The sequence below is a fragment of the candidate division KSB1 bacterium genome, assembly GCA_034506395.1.
In the GTDB taxonomy this organism is placed as follows: domain Bacteria; phylum Zhuqueibacterota; class Zhuqueibacteria; order Thermofontimicrobiales; family Thermofontimicrobiaceae; genus Thermofontimicrobium.
Map to the genome: position 1 here is coordinate 90,682 of JAPDPQ010000002.1, position 16,359 is coordinate 107,040.

Genomic DNA, 16,359 nt, shown 5'->3' on the forward strand with positions numbered 1-16,359 from the left:
GTAGTTCACCAGTGACAAAGCTGGTTTGATCATTCAATTGTTCAAAACCGGACGCGAGATAGAATCATGAATTCAAGATCTCGAACCGTTGCTCAATCTTCATGATGAAACCGAGCAAATCTCATTGAATAAAAATGAGCCGAATATCAATTGAAATCTTTATCAAGAAATGTTTTTCTCCAGTTGCATCGCATATGGCGATGACTCAACAGTTTTATTCCGATAAAGATGCCAAATGCTGTGCAATGGGTATTTGCTGGACCAACTTTCGGTTTTCGAACAAACACACCGAATCGATGCCGTATTTCAGCGCCAAACGGATCGCCCGATCGAAATCTCGGCCCACATGTTCAGGTCGATGGGCGTCGGAGCTAATCACAATTGGAACATTGTATTTTTTCAGCAATGCGATGATTTCCTCTGAAGGGTAAATTTCGCCTACGGGCTTATATAATCCTGCTGTGCTAATTTCGACAGCTAATCCGTTTTGGGCAAAACATTGTACCAACTCTTCCCACTGATCATGAAAACTTCTGGTTGGTCGATACCCAAAAATTTTCACCAGATCGCAATGGGCAACGATATTGAATAATCCTGAGCAAGCTGCATGTTTGAGCAATAGGATATATTGTTCATAAACCTCGTTGACATCCCGCTTTTCCCATTCGGCGATCTCAGCCCGATTGTCAAAATTCCATTCGCCGATGAAATGGACCCCGACGATGACGTAATCGAAAGGATATTGGGCGAGCAATTTGCCAATTTGCTGCTCCTGCTGAGGAAAATAATCAACCTCGGTCCCCAGTCGAATGGGGATTTTGGGGTAGCGGTGACGAATTTGTTCGACATCACGCACATAATCGGGCAGCTCAGCAAGCGACATGGCCAGTTCAGGCCGCTCTCGATCTTGGAATGGAAAATGGTCGCTGAAGCCCATCTCGGATAATCCAATCGCTTGCGCCTGTTCAACATATTCGTGCATCTCTCCAGTAGCATGACCGCACCGTTTGGTGTGAATGTGGTAATCCAACATAATATCCTTTTCAGTTTTAAATGATAAAGCGTTAAATCGCTCTGACGCCACAATTGCGGAAGAAAAAATTAATGACGATTTGCAAAGTTGAGCTTTGGGATTCGAGTTTGTTTATCCAATTTGCTCATTTCAACGTGCTTCAATTTCACCGTTTTTATCCATGTCAGAGCGAGTTAAGATTTGAATTCACCTAAGAAAATCCTATTCCCTTCAATGAAGATGTAATCCCTTCTTCCAGCGATCCAAGTGCCGCTATTGGCATAAATGCCAGTTGGATGCAAATATTTGAGCATCGGTTTATGAGTATGCCCAAGAATGATCATTTGATACCTTCCCAACAATTTTTCGACTTCTCTTTCGTATTCGATTAAGGTTCCTCGATAGCGCCGTGATGCGGGTGTTTTTGGCTGGAAAATATGATAGCGCTGCAATGCTCGATCCAACCTGAGATCTATATTACGGTCGAACCACCGTTCGGCCCAGGCAACCAGCCATACTGCTGCTTGACGGATCTTCCAAATTGTCCCCGAATCCCGATCAAATCGATGGCCATGTTCAATATGAAGATATTGCCCAAAATCCCAGCTCTCGACGATGAAGCGAAACAGGTGTTGCAAATAGCTGAGATCGAAATCATGATTACCAAAAATATAGATGATCTCCAGACCTTGGTCAGAGATTTCCTTGAGCTTGGCTAGTATTCGGCGATACACTCGGAGGCAGATCGGCAGATCAAATTTCCATAGCTCGAACAAGTCACCGTTGATAATCAGCCGTTTTCCTCGTTGGGCTGCCATATCGAGAAAGCGAAGCAGTGGCTGCTCAGCTCTGCTCTGACGAAAATTATCGGCTCGAGCGCCATCGCCAAGGTGCAAGTCGCTGATCAAAAAAGTGGGCTTGTCGATTTCAAACGGTAACTCCAATTCTTGCAATTATCATCCCTCCTGAAGCGATTTTGAATTCAAGACATCAGCAAAATACGCAAAGCCATCATTCTGGATCAATCGAATTTAGTAATAAGAAAACTTATTGCTCTTTAAAGAAGAGCTATTCTGCGCTTTCCAGTGCTTTGAATTTCGTAAGATTGGAGAGCGCCATTGTCTTATGAATCGCTGCTAATTGCCTAATCAGCTCGCATTGAATCAATATTCGATTTCGTTTGGATGAGTTGGCTCAGGCATCCCTCCAGGTATGCAATTACCAGAGGCAAATTATTTAACAAAAGGCGAAAGCCTTTTTGGGTCCAACCAGTATACTTTTCGCTTCGGATACATTCCCTCACATCCAACGAACCAATTTGGTTTTTCTCACTTGGTGGTATGATCCGAGCGATCAACTCAGTGGAGTTGTTTTTCGGTAGTCGACAGAGTTCTTGTTCCGCCGATGATTGTTGGATCGATCCTGCAGATCGGATCGCAACGAGCAATTGCTCGGCCAACTCATTGCTGAGCGTCACACCCTTTCGCGTATAACCTGCATATTTATCCGAAGTGACGTACTGTCGGATATTAATGTAGCTTTTGCCTTTATATTGGTTCACTTCAAACCGCAATTCTGTTGTGCGGCTCAACGGGATTGAATTGAAATTCGTTTGTGACAGCACCGCATCTTTTTTATCTGTTGTTGATGTTCAGTATTGTACTCATTGTTTAAATTGCTAAAACTTTTTTCATGGTGTACCTCTTTAGAATGCGATTCGAGCTCATTTTTGAATGATTGCAAATTGAGCCAGTCGGCTGCATTAAAAGGCATATACGATGCCAAAGAGGCCGTGGAAATTGAATAGAAGCAATTGGGACTGGCCCGCAGCGATCGGAATCCAGCAATGAGCTCCAGTGAATTTGCCAGAGATAAAAATTGAAAAATCACGCCTTCGGATCAATGTCCTTGCAAGTGCCAGTTGAATATTTGGGCCAGCGATGTAGTAGCCGCTATGGAATAAACCATTGGTCTCAGATATTTTCAGGTTTCTCACCGTATTTTCAGGGTGGGCAAGCACTAGCCCCCCTCCGATTTGCCAGTCAAAATTCCGCCGTTTCCAACTTCGAAGCAATGTAAAAAGATTAAATCCATGGGACACTTCAAACCGTTGGATGTCTTCGTTTTTATTTTTTAAGTCGATTTTCAGATGGATGAACTCGAACTCCCAGCCATCGGCACCAGCATAGCGGCTCGCTTTCATGGCATAATAGATGGGAGGCTGAAACGAATGGGTCGCAAATCTGGCAGTGACTTTGATATCAGAAAAGCCTTTTTGCCGCAAGCATAAGGGCGCTGGAACACAGTAGGCATCGCCTAGCGCAATCGCTAGTTGCCAAGAATGCTGCGCTTCCAATTCGCTGACCAGCAAGACGCTTGACCAGCACAGCATCAAGAGAATAAAATAGACTTTCATATAGAAATCTATATGAATGGCTTCGAAAATATTCAATCATTTTATGATCGACGGAGCACCTTGTTGAACGGCTTCAATATAAAAATATCTGTTGACATTTTCAAATATTTTCTTTTAATTTTGATTCAAACAAAACTCTTGCTTGATATTAAGCTTTTAATTAATGAACGAACAGATAAATCGCTCGGCTCGCTCGCGCTGAAAAACTGAGGAATAGGGGTATTTTGAAGGGAATTTAGGTCCTCAATTCAGAGAAATGAAAATGAAAAAAACGTTCAAAATATTTATTTCAGTCTTCCTGGTCATCCTTCTGCTTGCTGTTTGGTACTTTGGCAGGAATTTTCTTCATATCGCTTACATTGGGGCAGGATATAAAGCAAAGCTACTCTGTTCCAGCGTGTTTGTCGCCGATCGTGATCCAGTTGATGTGTTGCGCGAAGAGCTTTCAGATCCGAGATTAAAAATCATTCAGCATCAGATTGATTTTGAGACCAAGCGAGTGATAGCCACAGCGCCACTGGGTCTGGTGAAACGAACCGCGTATTATCGACCAGGTCTGGGCGCAACTTTGGACTTATCCCCAAAGGATTTGAGTTTGACTTTGCCTGAGGCGCAACCGCCAGAGGCCTATTGGTCCACGCATTGGCCTCAGGGAGATTTGGTAGATTTGAGCCATCTACCAAAGGAAATTGATCGAGCACTAATGGATCAGGCGATCAGTGATGCGTTCGCGGAACCTGATTCCCAGCACTTGCGTCGGACTCGGGCATTGATAGTTGTATATCAGGGGCAAATTATCGCCGAGCGGTATGCAGAGGGATTCACCCCAAGGACCCGAATGCTGGGCTGGTCCATGACCAAAAGCGTGATGAACGCATTGATCGGAATATTGGTCGGCCAGGGGAAGCTGTCCATTGAGCAGTTCGCTCTGGTGCCGGAATGGCAATCTGCTGACGATCCCCGGCGCGCTATTCAATTAGATCATCTGCTTCACATGACCAGTGGTTTGGAGTTTGACGAACGATATAGCAGCCTCTTCTCCGACGTGGTGATGATGTTATATCGCGAAAAGGATGTGTCGAAATTTGCCATCAATAAGCCAGTCATTCATGCACCAGGGAGCTATTGGGACTATTCCAGCGGAACGACCAATATCCTTTCCCGCATCATTCGTCAGACCTTCGCTGGAGATGATCGGGCTTACCTGGAATTTCCAGCAAAAATGCTTTTTCATCGAATCGGGATGTACAGTGCCCTGATCGAGCCAGATGCCGCTGGAAATCTTGTTGGGTCTTCCTACATGTATGCGACGGCTCGGGATTGGGCACGATTCGGTTTGCTCTATCTGCAAGATGGAATTTGGGAGGGGCAGCGCATCTTACCGGAGGGCTGGGTGCAATACTCGGTGAAGCCGCTGGAATTGGCTCCGAATGGAAAGTACGGCGCGCATTGGTGGGTGGGACATCATTGTCTGCCCATTTACGACCCCACTTTAGCCGCCTCTCTTCCTCAGGATCTTTTCTCAGCCAGAGGGCATAACGATCAGTATGTTACCATCATCCCGTCGAAACAGTTGGTCATTGTGCGGCTGGGATATACTGAGCAAAATAACGTTTGGAACCAGGCGGAATTGGTAGCGCGGATTTTAAAGGCGATTCGCTAAATGCTCCCCTTGCATTGTCCCTTTTCGATTGAGAGCGATTAGAGGGTCTGAATTCATGCCATATAATCAGTTTTTCTTCGGCTGCCTCATTTAAATGAAACGATCAACTTCATTTGGGAAAAAATGAGAAAACCCAAGCTCCGTCAAAGCATTTCGGAGCTCGGGCAATATGACACTCAGCTCAACTGAATTTTCTCAGAATGGTTGAGACTGAACAAGCTTTTTCACTTGAAAAATCCGTTGATTGACTATCAGACTCCGCTAAAACTGCTTTAACAAATTTATCATTTGTTCCAGGGTGACGTTGGTTTGTTCGCCCGAGTTCATATTTTTGAGTGAAATCAGATTGTTCTGGATCTCCTCCGGCCCTAGGACCACCACGAACGGAATACCCTTCCGATTGGCATACTTGAATTGCTTTTTTAAACCGCCAGCTTCGAAAAATATTTCAGTGTTGATGCCGGCAGCTCGTAACTGCCGGGCAATAGCCAGACTGGCCTTTTTTGTGTTCTCATCGAATATCGTTACCAGGACCTGAGTTCTGGTGCGTGACTCGGGGAACATATTCAGCTCGGTCATGACATCGATGATGCGCTCGATGCCAATGGTGGTTCCTGTTGCTGGGATATCGGTCCCGAGAAACATCCCAACCAACTGATCATAGCGACCGCCGCCCGTCAGAGAGCCAATGCTCGGTTGTTCTACCACAGATTCATAGATCGGACCAGTGTAATAAGTCAGTCCCCGCGCCAAATACAGATCGATGGCATAATTTTCTGATGGGATGCCTAAATCTGCTATATATCCGATCAGTTCATTAAGCTCATTGATCCCCTCCAGGCCAATAGCGGAATCTTTCAAAAATGTGGTTATATCGCTCAATACATTTTTGGCTGGTCCTGTGATTTCTAAAATGGGCAGAATCTTATTGATGGCCGATAGGGAAATATCGCGCTCCTGCAACTCTTGCCGGACTCCATCAATCCCGATTTTTTCCAACTTATCAATGGCGATGCAAACTTCATTACCGCGCACCGCTTCTACGCCAGCATATTCCACAATCCCGGATAATATCTTGCGATTATTGATCCTAATTTTGAATTTGTTGAAACCCAAAGTTGTTAGGATCTCATGGATCAATGCGATGGTTTCGGCATCAGCCAACATCGAGGAGCTGCCGACGGTATCGGCATCGCATTGATAGAACTCGCGATATCGTCCCTTTTGCGGCTTATCGCCCCGCCAAACCGGCTGCATCTGATACCGTTTGAACGGAAGGGTAATTTCGTTCTGATACATAGCCACCACGCGACATAGCGGCACAGTTAGGTCGTAGCGCAACGCCTCTTCAACAATATCAGAAAGCCGTGAAATGGTAAATTGAGTGATCGATCGACCCACTTTCTCTATTCCTGTGCCACGTTTGAGCACCTTAAAGATCAATTGTTCACCCTCTTCACCATATTTTCCTGAAAGGACCTCCAGCGTTTCAATTGAAGGCGTTTCAAGCGGCTCATAACCATATTTTTCGAAGATGGATCGAATGGTATTCATGACTAACTGACGCCGTAGCATCTGTTCTGGCAGAAAATCCCGAGTCCCTTTTGGTAGGCTGGGTTTAATAATCTCCATTACTCGTCGCTCCACATCTAAGAAAATAAGATTCATCCGATGACGATTGCATTGCGCCTATTCAGTCCAAAAGCTTTGCTGATTCTTTCACGGAGATTCACGGATAATTGAAACTTCAGAAAAATGAAAATCAAAATAGCCCTGTTAATAGGGCCAAAGCATTCCAGAATCTACCACCTAATAAATTCCAAAAGTTGGTATTGATCGATGCTTTAGACAAAGATACGCATGTCGATCGTCAGCAGACTTCCAATTTCAAATTGGCCGAAATATAAGTATTATTGCAAAAGAAGGCAAGCAATTTTTTTGTTAAAACCTATAATCATGCTTGTGTTCGATCCAACTGAATTTTAGGGAACGGTATGCACCCGATTCAGATAAGCTTAATGATGCAGAATCTTACCGAAAGACTTGGCTTTTTTCCCAAAAAAATGATTGACTCTTGCGGGCGAAATAAGTAAATTGAGCGATAAAAATAAGAGATGGAACAGCTAAAATTTTAATATTGGAGGAGCAATGGCGATTGAGGTCACAGGAAAAGATCTGACGATTGAGGATGTTTATCGCGTGGCTTATCAGCAGGAACAAGTGAAGCTCCATCCGGGCGCACTGGAGCGGATTCAGCGCTGCCGGGGCTTTATTGAAAAAAAAATTACGGATGGGGAGATCATGTATGGAGTGAATACTGGGATTGGCGAGCTGTGCAATGTCATTTTGAATGAGGAACAGATTCAGCAATTTCAAAAATATTTGATCTACAATCATTCGGCTGGAATTGGGGAGCCGGTTCCGATCCCTGAGGTGCGTGCAGCGATGCTGAGCCGCATCAATGTCCATGCAAAAGGATTTTCCGGTTGTCGTCCTGAGATCACTTTGACTTACGTTGAAATGTTGAATAAAGGAGTGACCCCAGTGGTTTGTCAAAAAGGGAGTGTTGGGGCATGCGGAGATCTTTCGCCGATGAGCCAGATGGCGTTGCTGCTCATGGGAGAAGGGGAGGCTTTCTATCAAGGGGAGCGCTTGCCAGGGGGTGTTGCGATGGAGCGCGCCGGAATTCCAATCCCCGGTTTAAAGGCCCGAGATGGTTTAGCAGCAATTAATGGGAGCAATTTGATCACTGGCATGGGCTGTTTGCAGATTTACGAGGCGGAGCGGCTCTTGAAGCAAGCAGAAATCGCCGCAGCCATGACGCTGGAAGCCCTTTTGGCGAATATGAAGCCGTACGATCCGCGCTTGCATCGGCTCCGAGGATTTCCTGGCGCAATTACATCCGCCGAAAATCTTCAGAAGATCATCGCTGGATCTGATCTCTTAACGGGAAAAATGAAAGTGAAAGTGCAGGATGCGTATAGCATGAGGTCGACGCCCCAGGTGATCGGTGCAGCGCGGGATCAGTTGCGCTGGACTCGCCAGCAGTTTGAAATCGAACTCAATGGCGTAGCCGATAATCCGATCTTCCTGCCCAATGATGGAATCGTGTTAACTGGAGCCAATTTTCAGGGCTCGCCGATAAGTGTGCCGCTGGATATGCTCGGGGCTTGTATTACCATGGTCTGTGTCATTTCCGAACGTCGGCTGAACCGGTTACTCCACCCAGCGCTTAGCGTTGGATTGCCCGCGTTCCTCACTAAAGGCGCAGGGATGTTTTCGGGACACATGCTGAGCCAGTATACTGCAGATATGCTGATCGTCGAGCAGCGCATCCTCTCCATGCCCGCCTCGATCCAATCAATTCCGGCGGCTGCAGATCAGGAGGATTTCGTCAGCATGGGGATGAATACGGCGCTAAAGACCAAACAGATTATCGAAAATGCCTATGGCATTTTGGGTATTGAGTTCATTGCCGCGGCGCAGGCGCTGGATTTCAGGGATTTTCAACCAGGCAAGGGGACGCGGGCGGCTCACGCTGCGGTCCGAAAAATTGTCGACCATCTCGACGAGGACCGGCCCCTGTATCCTGATCACAATAATATGATGCAAGCTGTGAAACAGCGAAAAATTCTCGAAGCTGTCGAAGCTGAGATCGGCGAGCTGAAAACGTATTGATCGATTTATTACTCCAGCGGATGATAGGACAGCCGCGGATGAGTGGATCTGCGGCTGTTTTGTTTTCTGTAGGGGATGTTAGGCGTGGATCGAGTGAGATCGAAAATGATTGAAATTTAGCCAAAAAGGCAAATCCACGTTCGGGAAAATTGGTCTCGTCCCTCGCGCTCTGCATGATCCTTCATTTCTGATCGATATCAGACCAATTAAACGGCATTATGTTAACCTCAATCTTGAGTTTCTTCTCAACCATTGCTTTCAGTTGATCTGGTCTCTGGATCAGCAAAATTTTGGTCGCTTTAGATTGCTGTTTGATCCATCGTTCGATTCGCAGGACAACCCCAATTGAATCGTCCAAATGCCAACATTGAGCGATTCGTATCGGTCTAAAACTTCGCGTATAGCTGGATTTGGCAGTCCCATTGCGATGTTCGGCATATCGCCGGGCCAAATTTTTAGTATAGCCAGTATAATAGCTGCCATTATCGCATTCCAAAACATAGAGGAAGTACCCAGGCATGGTCAGATTCGAATCATTTTTTGTCGAAGTAATGGTTCCCATAAGGATTATAAATTGCCTTCAAATGTTGCGGTAAGACACTCACTTCAAAACGGGACCCAAAGTACATTTCGCCATCTAAGTGAGCTGGCACTTCGTGATCAAATTCGAATACAATTCGATTCGTGGAAAAGTAATTGACCACAGCATCCTCGGTATGCACTTTTTTGATCACCCGCAGTAGCTCCTTGATTCGCCCCGGCAATGAGAGCTCGTTAATCATGCAGACATCAAGCAAGCCGTCGTTTGCAATTGCGTTTGGTGTCAGATAAAAGCCACCCGCTAATCTGCGACCATTCGCTATGGTGTTTAAAAACGATTTAGTATGGCGCATTTGGTCGAAATAGTTGACTTGCATGTCGTGTTCCTTGTAGGTGACCAGCGTTTTTAAAATATGTTTCCAGTATTTAACCTTGCTGCCACCTTTGACCGCACGACTATTTTCTGCCTCATAATTTTCGAACGCTACCTGCGCATCGAAACCCAGACCCATTCCGTTGATAAAATAGCGATCATTACATTTGCCGACGTCCATTTGCACGGTGTGCTCTTCAAAAAATATTTCCCAGTCATGATCAGCAAAATGCTCGGAGAAGCCAAGGATAGTGATAAAATCATTGCCGGTTCCGGCAGAGACCGCTCCAAAGGTGATGTGCGGTTGGTCGACCAAAGCTTGGACGATTTCGTTGAAGGTCCCATCACCACCTACTCCGATGATATGGGTAAATCCCTCCCGGGCAAATTGATCGGCAAGCTGTGTGGCATGACCGCGGCGTTCGGTAAATAAGATCTCAGCAGAAAGTTGATATTTTTCGATCATCGCCTTGACGGTATTTTTATAGCTCGCCGCCAAGCCATTACCAGCAATTGGATTAATGATAAAAAGCCATTTCTTTTCAGACATTTTTCCTCCGCTCAAATTCATTATTCAAAATTAACGAAAGGTTCTGTCTGCCAATTGGCAGGATGAAATTTCATCACTAAATGGGCTAAAACACACCCATTCGACATCCAGATGAAATTTAATTTCGCTTGAAGATGTCATGAGAGCGGCGCTCCAGAAAGAGGAAGATTTTCTTTTGCAGGACGCTCTTATTAGAATTTGGGCACCAAAGAAATGAAGATCGGCAAAAGTTTGGATCATCAGAAGTCTGGTGCGAAATTGGCTAAAGACCTTGAGCCACTTGATGATAAACCTCAAGGTAGCTCTGAGCTGCATTGGACCAATCGAAACTTCGAGCCTGCTTGAAGCCCATAATGATCAATCGGTAGTATTCCTCGGGATGATGTTGGTAGAGATGAATGGCCTCGATTAATTTTTCATGCAACGCGGCGACCATGCTTTGGGACCAGGGATTGGCACGTCGAGCGTTTAAATCATTGCTATGGGCAAAGTAATCTCGGATAAAAGCGATTTGATAAAAATCGTTTGTTTCACGATACAATAAACCACAGCGTTGGTCCTGAATCTGGTCAGCCAGACCACCCGTTTTTCGCGCGAGGACCACCGTTCCATTGACCAGATATTCCAAGGCGGCACCGAACGGTTCGTAAATGGAGGGCATCAGCCCGAAACTGCTGCCCAGAAGCAATTCCTGGTATCCTTGTTCCAACCGCATGGGGAACATTGTGACATTGCCTTGACACCGTGAAACGGCTTCACGGAGGAAATCCAAATGGCTAAATTTGGATACCAGAGGCGTTAAAACGACCTTGATCTCGTCCGGCGCAAACCGCTCAAAACATTGCAGCGCAATATCGTACCCTTTCTGATTTACGTCCATTCGGCCAGTCATTGCAATAATTGGAACTGAGTCGGGCAGATGGCTAATCGGTCCTCCCTGGTAGGTCAATGCTCCAATTTGTTCGGCTGGGTGATATTGCTCCAAAACCTGCAACAATGCTTTTCGATTTCGCGATTTGATTTCTTTGATTTTTTGGATTGTCAGTTGTTTTTCTGGCCTGAATTCCTCTGGGAACGGTACAAAAGGGCCGTTTGGAATGCCGACGAGTTTAGACCGCTGAAGCAATGGCTGGAGGTGCGGAGCAAAATACTCGGCTTGGAGGATGTCAGTAGTTAATTCTCGAGCAAAGGATTGACTCACTGTCGTGATCGGTGCATCGACCAGGGGCAGAGCGAGCTGCAGGGCCGTCAATCCCTGTCGGAATTGTCGTTCGATCCGTTCGATCGTGCCAGCACCGAGGATTGGTACCAGCGATTCCCATGGAACAAAGCAATCGAACACATTATGAAGGGTTATCACCGAGCCGCAAGAACGCAATACCCCATTTCGCATCGCGAGCTTACTGGTCAACGCGATCAGAGCAGATTGCCAATCCTGGAGGTGAAATACAATATTATTGTCGCGACCTAAAGCCTTTAACGCGAATGGCACTGCATGACAAAATATGAGCGCATTCTGCAAAAGCAGCCGATCATTCTCATCTTGGTCCGATTCATGAAAGATGTATGGATCATTGAGCCTATTTTGCGCATTGAAAAAGCCATCGATCTTCAAATAATATTCTTTAACCGCACCATGCTCACCACAAGGAATCGAATGTTCCAAAATTTCGACATCGTATTGGTGCTGACCCACTTCGATTGACACATGCTGATGGGTCGGGGACACTCGTCGTTCATCGATGATTCCAGAATGAAACGGCGTTAGGACGATGACGTCCACATTGGGATCAGCGGCTTTTAAATGTAGGGGTAAGAGGGTAGCCACAGCACCCAGTCCCCCACTTTTGGCGAAACGATTTTCATAGGTACAATAGGCAACAGTTTCGATCTGCAGGTGTTTCAGCCGATCGACTATCAAATTGATTTCAGCATTATCAAAAAAATAAGGCATCAAAGTCCAGTCCTTGGACCAATCGATATGGGGCTTTTCTTTCATTCGTTTTATAACTCCACAGCTTCAAGTCGGTGATACTTTTTTCCATCGCGAATAAATTGATGATTCGGAAAATGGATTTTGACCTCAGATTCAGCCAAATGAAAATATGGTTGAACAATGATATTGATCGATGGATATTCCGATGATCGAAATTATGAGCTCTTAGGATTTATTGATCGCAGAAGCGCCTTGATTGTGGTCATTGGGACATGTTCCAAATGATCACCGAGTCGAATAATTTCGATTCTCTTGCCTGACGCTGCAGTTGAATGGCTTCCGCGCGAGTCATCGGTCCACCGATGACGATCGAATACTGCGTTCGACTACCGAACGGTTCGTAGACCTCGAATTTGAATTGATCGGTCTTTTTCGTCAATCTTTTCGCCTCATTCATCGCATCAGAGAGCTTGTCGTGTGAGCCGACAATCACAAAAAAGGTTCGTCGCGGGTTAATGCCCAACAAGCCGCGCCAGAATTGCTGGATTGGTGTTTCTTGGGGCAATGCAAAAGTTCTCAGCCGGAGCTCGATACGAGTGGTATCCTGAACTTGGGTGGTATCCTGGGATTGAGCATAGACCACCGAGCTGAACAATGGCAAGCCGATGGGATGATTCGCGGTCGCCGAGTGCCTTTGTGGGACATCGATTTGTCCGGCATTGATGAGCGCGGTGATTAATGCCGGTGCAACAATGCCCAGTTCAAAGATTTTGACTGGGTTGTTCTCATCTTTATGGAGGAACGCTGTGATCCCGCCGAGATAGAACAAAATGAGCACGCGAATAGCATAGCCCAGCACGGCAAAAACGGTGAGTTTTACCAACAACACCTCCAAATCCACCACCAGTAAATTCATGATAATCGGTGTCAGCGCACCCAGCCCACCGATGAATATTTTCTTCCATGTTTTCATTGACGCCTCTCCTCTTGGCAAAAATGAGCATCAGAATTAAAATCTGGCTGCTTGATGACCACAACTAGCGCAATAGATCCGATGATCAGGTACAAAAAAGCTGCATTACTGCTCCTACCCGGGATCAATTGTGCCTTCTCCTAACGTTACAAAGCATCGGCAAAATGTGAACCCTCCATCATTCCGAACCACGCCAGTTGTTGGAGGGAAATTTGGTTAATCAGCGATTCCGAAAAAGACGCCTTCTTCGATCTGTCGAATGACGGACAGATCCACTTGGAATGAACAGAATATATCGCTTTCACAAAAACATAATTTCGTACGGTGGGTTCGAGTTCAATATTTTATGCGGCAAGATACTAAATTTAGATCGATTTGTCAAGCTCAAATTTGGCTGCCTGAAATTTTGGTTGCTTCAAAGCACTATTGGCCGAAACGCAGTTCAATCTGTCTGGCTATTTCTCATTAGATTTCATTTTTGGGCGATAGCAATGATAGTTACAATCGAATTCGATGAATAATCCTCTGAGAACGTTCAGGGACGCTTCATCTGTGAAAAAATTTAGAAGGAGTTGAATAGCGATCGCGCAAAGCAACTCTTGATGGAGCATTAATTCGATAAATTTTATAAGGAACCAGCTCCCAAGCGTTCATTACTCTTCCACCACGTACTCGAACAATAAGCTTGCCATTACCAGAAAAATGATATCGAAACCGATCAGAATTCTGAGCCAGGATGCCGCGCCAGCTAAGCTCTCCTGATTGATTAGCGAACTGGTCGCTTTCACAGCGGCCAGCAGCACGGGGATTGCAATCGGAAATAGCAGAATGGGCAGCAGGATCTCCCTGGCGCGAGTATTGACCGAAATGGCAGAGAGCAAGGTTCCAACGGTAGCGAACCCCAGAGTGCCCAAAAGAATAATGGATAGGAGAGGGAGCAGAATGGCGAAAATATCAAGATTGAAAAGCACAATCATCAAAGGAAGCATGATCACTTCCATCAATACCATGAACAAGAAATTTCCGATCATCTTGCCCAAATAAAGCAGATAGTGGTCTACGGGACAAAGCAGCAGCCCCATCAAGCAGCCCTGGTCGACTTCGTAGATGAACGAGCGATTCAGGCCCAACAAGCCCGCGAAAGTGATGGCGACCCAGAGAATTCCAGGTACCATTTGTTTGACCACGGTACTTCCTGGTTCGAACATGAAATTGAAAATGACCACCACGATCAAGCAAAAGATCAGCATTGATGAGATGGTTTCGCGACTTCGAAGCTCTGAGAGAATGTCCTTCCAGGCGATTGTGATCATGGGTGGCATCGTCATGCTTTTTGCTCCCTTCAATCTATTGCAAGAACATGCGCAACAGGTAAAGAGTCATTTGGACCGTTTGCTGCATATTAGGATGGCTCCTCTGTCAATCGGCGATAAAGGGATTTAAACGCCAATGGATCATATTCACGGGTAAGTCCTTGCCACACAAGCCTTCCTTTTGATAGGATGACGAAATGGCTGGCCAGTTTTAATCCCAAATCGAGATCATGAGTGGTCATGACGATCGTGCGATCGGGTGAGATTAATGAAGTGAATAAATCGACGAAATTTTCGATGGCACTTTGGTCCAGTCCAGTAAAAGGCTCATCCAATAAAATAATTTTGGGATCGGCAAGGAGGGCGCGACCGATGGAGAGACGCTGCTGCATGCCGCGGGAAAAGGTGCGAACCAGGTCGTGTCGGCGGGCCGAGAGACCAATAAGCTGGAGCGTCCTTTCGATCTGTCGTTGGGCATTGGGGAGGTGATACATCCTAGCGTAGAACCTCAAATTTTCCTCAGCAGTCAGATTGTTGTATAAAAAGCTTTGATGTCCAATAAATCCGATCTGCTGTCGAATAGCGAGCGGTTGGGTTTTAGCCGACTGTTGCGCCCCAGTGGTCTGGTTCTGATTTCTTGCCGCGGGACCATTTAACTGAGCCGCTGATCGAGAGGTTGTTTGGATGATTATCTCCCCTTGGGAGGGTTTCGCCAGGGTTGCGATGAGTTTAAGCAGGGTGGTCTTGCCAGCACCATTAGGTCCAATTATCATCCAATATTGCCCTGGCGTAATCTCAAGCGTAATATCTTTTAGGGCAACGAACGAGCCGAACGATTTCGAGACTTCGTGGAGTGTGATCATGACTTGGCTTTTCTCATGGTATACACAAAACCGACCAGCAGCAAGGCAACGACAGCGATCAGCACCAACCATTGAATGGAGAACGAAAAATGCTTGATAGGAATATTCGTAAGAGTAAAATTGAGTTCCATCCCTGGCATGAGGTGGAATGCTGAATACCGCTGATAGTTGATGCCGCGAATCGAGAATTCTCCCTGTTTCATGATCCCCGGACCTTGCAATACAAGCTCCGGGTTCGAGACAAAAATATTGATTCCCCCGCTTGGATAAATGACGGGGCGCGAAAAATTCCATTCCGATTTTCTGGTCGGCACTGAAAAACGGAACGAAAATTGGCGCGAGCCCGGCGACATCAGCTCAGTGTGATAGAGCTGATCCCCCTCGATTCGAACCACATTTTGAGCCTCTGGTGTCAGGATTTCCAGATCTTCGAACCCATCCGGCAAGGGAAATTGCAGCACGAAATGTTGCTCGGGCTGATCGAAATGTTCGCCAATAAACGTCTTATTCCCCACATTGTTCATGACGAAAATTTCGCGGAACAGCAGCTTGCCTGGCTCAGCGTCGATGAACAGATGCTCTAATTGTAAAACGATCTTTTCGGGACTCGAGGTCGTGTCATATACGATCACATTGCTTTGCGCCACGGGCGTGTCGGTTGTTAAACGCACCGCCTGGCCGTAGTAAACAATATCGACAAATGTGGAACGAGGATAATAAAGTAGGGTGCTATCGAGCTTCAAACCTTGAAATTCAAAATGACCTTTTGCATCGGTTTTTTGCATATACGACGAGTCATCAACGACGGTATGACCACGATTGACAAGTAGATTCACTTCCGCCCCAGCCACAATCGTACTATCGGCTGAGCCGTTATAAACGAAACCAGAAATTTTGCCAGTCTGGGCCAATATCGGCATTGAAAAGAAACTCATTGCTAAGAAAATCAAAACGAAATATCTCATTTTTCCCTTCCGTAATTAACGATCTATTCACTTTAAGATTAAAAAATGCCTTGATTGAATACTCGATCGATTGAGCA

At 45.9% G+C, this 16,359-nt stretch carries 14 protein-coding genes; 2 read left to right on the forward strand and 12 right to left on the reverse strand.

Annotated elements, in window-relative coordinates; all coding sequences use genetic code 11:
* Window positions 1-214 precede the first annotated feature (214 nt).
* The 4 genes from ONB37_01765 to ONB37_01780 all read right to left on the reverse strand — a co-directional run bounded on the left by ONB37_01765 (window position 215) and on the right by ONB37_01780 (window position 3,428).
* A complete protein-coding gene (locus ONB37_01765; GenBank protein MDZ7398868.1) occupies window positions 215-1,033 on the reverse strand; it encodes a histidinol-phosphatase HisJ family protein in 819 nt (272 codons plus the stop codon).
* A 173-nt stretch (window positions 1,034-1,206) separates the two neighbouring features.
* Entirely contained in the window at window positions 1,207-1,965 is a 759-nt protein-coding gene (locus ONB37_01770) for a UDP-2,3-diacylglucosamine diphosphatase (protein ID MDZ7398869.1), read from the reverse strand.
* A gap of 191 nt (window positions 1,966-2,156) precedes the next feature.
* Window positions 2,157-2,636 (reverse strand): transcriptional coactivator p15/PC4 family protein, encoded by a 480-nt coding sequence (locus tag ONB37_01775; protein ID MDZ7398870.1) that lies wholly within the window; start codon window positions 2,634-2,636, stop codon window positions 2,157-2,159.
* A 138-nt stretch (window positions 2,637-2,774) separates the two neighbouring features.
* Window positions 2,775-3,428, reverse strand: a complete 654-nt coding sequence (locus tag ONB37_01780) for a hypothetical protein (protein MDZ7398871.1) — start codon at window positions 3,426-3,428, stop codon at window positions 2,775-2,777.
* 262 nt (window positions 3,429-3,690) lie between these two features.
* On the opposite strand from ONB37_01780, the gene ONB37_01785 reads away from it, so the two are divergent.
* Window positions 3,691-5,091, forward strand: a complete 1,401-nt coding sequence (locus ONB37_01785; GenBank protein MDZ7398872.1) for a beta-lactamase family protein — start codon at window positions 3,691-3,693, stop codon at window positions 5,089-5,091.
* 261 nt (window positions 5,092-5,352) lie between these two features.
* On the opposite strand, the gene hisS is transcribed toward ONB37_01785, so the two are convergent.
* Window positions 5,353-6,723: a histidine--tRNA ligase gene (gene hisS, locus ONB37_01790; GenBank protein MDZ7398873.1), complete on the reverse strand. Its 1,371-nt coding sequence runs from the start codon at window positions 6,721-6,723 to the stop codon at window positions 5,353-5,355.
* Window positions 6,724-7,239: 516 nt separating this feature from the next.
* Between hisS and ONB37_01795 the strand changes: the two genes are divergently transcribed.
* A complete protein-coding gene (locus ONB37_01795) occupies window positions 7,240-8,769 on the forward strand; it encodes an aromatic amino acid ammonia-lyase (protein MDZ7398874.1) in 1,530 nt (509 codons plus the stop codon).
* Window positions 8,770-8,950: 181 nt separating this feature from the next.
* Here ONB37_01795 and ONB37_01800 read toward each other — a convergent pair whose 3' ends face one another.
* From ONB37_01800 to ONB37_01830, 7 genes are all read right to left on the reverse strand, one after another.
* A complete protein-coding gene (locus tag ONB37_01800) occupies window positions 8,951-9,289 on the reverse strand; it encodes a GIY-YIG nuclease family protein (GenBank protein MDZ7398875.1) in 339 nt (112 codons plus the stop codon).
* A 13-nt stretch (window positions 9,290-9,302) separates the two neighbouring features.
* Window positions 9,303-10,232, reverse strand: a complete 930-nt coding sequence (locus ONB37_01805) for a diacylglycerol kinase family lipid kinase (protein ID MDZ7398876.1) — start codon at window positions 10,230-10,232, stop codon at window positions 9,303-9,305.
* Window positions 10,233-10,494: 262 nt separating this feature from the next.
* Window positions 10,495-12,231 (reverse strand): glycogen/starch synthase, encoded by a 1,737-nt coding sequence (locus tag ONB37_01810; protein ID MDZ7398877.1) that lies wholly within the window; start codon window positions 12,229-12,231, stop codon window positions 10,495-10,497.
* A gap of 199 nt (window positions 12,232-12,430) precedes the next feature.
* Window positions 12,431-13,141 carry an SPOR domain-containing protein gene (locus ONB37_01815; GenBank protein ID MDZ7398878.1) on the reverse strand — a complete coding sequence of 237 codons (711 nt, stop codon included), beginning with the start codon at window positions 13,139-13,141 and terminating at the stop codon, window positions 12,431-12,433.
* A gap of 653 nt (window positions 13,142-13,794) precedes the next feature.
* The gene (locus ONB37_01820) at window positions 13,795-14,469 is read right to left on the reverse strand and encodes a heme exporter protein CcmB (GenBank protein ID MDZ7398879.1); all 675 of its coding nucleotides are present in this window, start codon (window positions 14,467-14,469) and stop codon (window positions 13,795-13,797) included.
* Window positions 14,470-14,543: 74 nt separating this feature from the next.
* Window positions 14,544-15,317, reverse strand: coding sequence for an ABC transporter ATP-binding protein (locus ONB37_01825; GenBank protein MDZ7398880.1), 774 nt, complete (start codon window positions 15,315-15,317; stop codon window positions 14,544-14,546).
* Entirely contained in the window at window positions 15,314-16,282 is a 969-nt protein-coding gene (locus ONB37_01830) for a hypothetical protein (protein MDZ7398881.1), read from the reverse strand. Before ONB37_01830 ends, ONB37_01825 begins: the two co-directional genes overlap by 4 nt.
* Between the last annotated feature and the right edge of the window lie 77 nt (window positions 16,283-16,359).

Excerpts from the sequence above, each read along its gene's own strand:
- ONB37_01805 (MDZ7398876.1), bottom strand. The coding sequence starts at position 10,232 with ATGTCTGAAAAGAAATGGCTTTTTATCATTAATCCAATTGCTGGTAAT.
- ONB37_01785 (MDZ7398872.1), top strand. The coding sequence starts at position 3,691 with ATGAAAAAAACGTTCAAAATATTTATTTCAGTCTTCCTGGTCATCCTT.
- ONB37_01825 (MDZ7398880.1), bottom strand. The coding sequence starts at position 15,317 with ATGATCACACTCCACGAAGTCTCGAAATCGTTCGGCTCGTTCGTTGCC.
- ONB37_01830 (MDZ7398881.1), bottom strand. The coding sequence starts at position 16,282 with ATGAGATATTTCGTTTTGATTTTCTTAGCAATGAGTTTCTTTTCAATG.
- ONB37_01800 (MDZ7398875.1), bottom strand. The coding sequence starts at position 9,289 with ATGCCTGGGTACTTCCTCTATGTTTTGGAATGCGATAATGGCAGCTAT.
- hisS (MDZ7398873.1), bottom strand. The coding sequence starts at position 6,723 with ATGGAGATTATTAAACCCAGCCTACCAAAAGGGACTCGGGATTTTCTG.
- ONB37_01820 (MDZ7398879.1), bottom strand. The coding sequence starts at position 14,469 with ATGACGATGCCACCCATGATCACAATCGCCTGGAAGGACATTCTCTCA.
- ONB37_01810 (MDZ7398877.1), bottom strand. The coding sequence starts at position 12,231 with ATGAAAGAAAAGCCCCATATCGATTGGTCCAAGGACTGGACTTTGATG.
- ONB37_01795 (MDZ7398874.1), top strand. The coding sequence starts at position 7,240 with ATGGCGATTGAGGTCACAGGAAAAGATCTGACGATTGAGGATGTTTAT.
- ONB37_01780 (MDZ7398871.1), bottom strand. The coding sequence starts at position 3,428 with ATGAAAGTCTATTTTATTCTCTTGATGCTGTGCTGGTCAAGCGTCTTG.
- ONB37_01765 (MDZ7398868.1), bottom strand. The coding sequence starts at position 1,033 with ATGTTGGATTACCACATTCACACCAAACGGTGCGGTCATGCTACTGGA.
- ONB37_01815 (MDZ7398878.1), bottom strand. The coding sequence starts at position 13,141 with ATGAAAACATGGAAGAAAATATTCATCGGTGGGCTGGGTGCGCTGACA.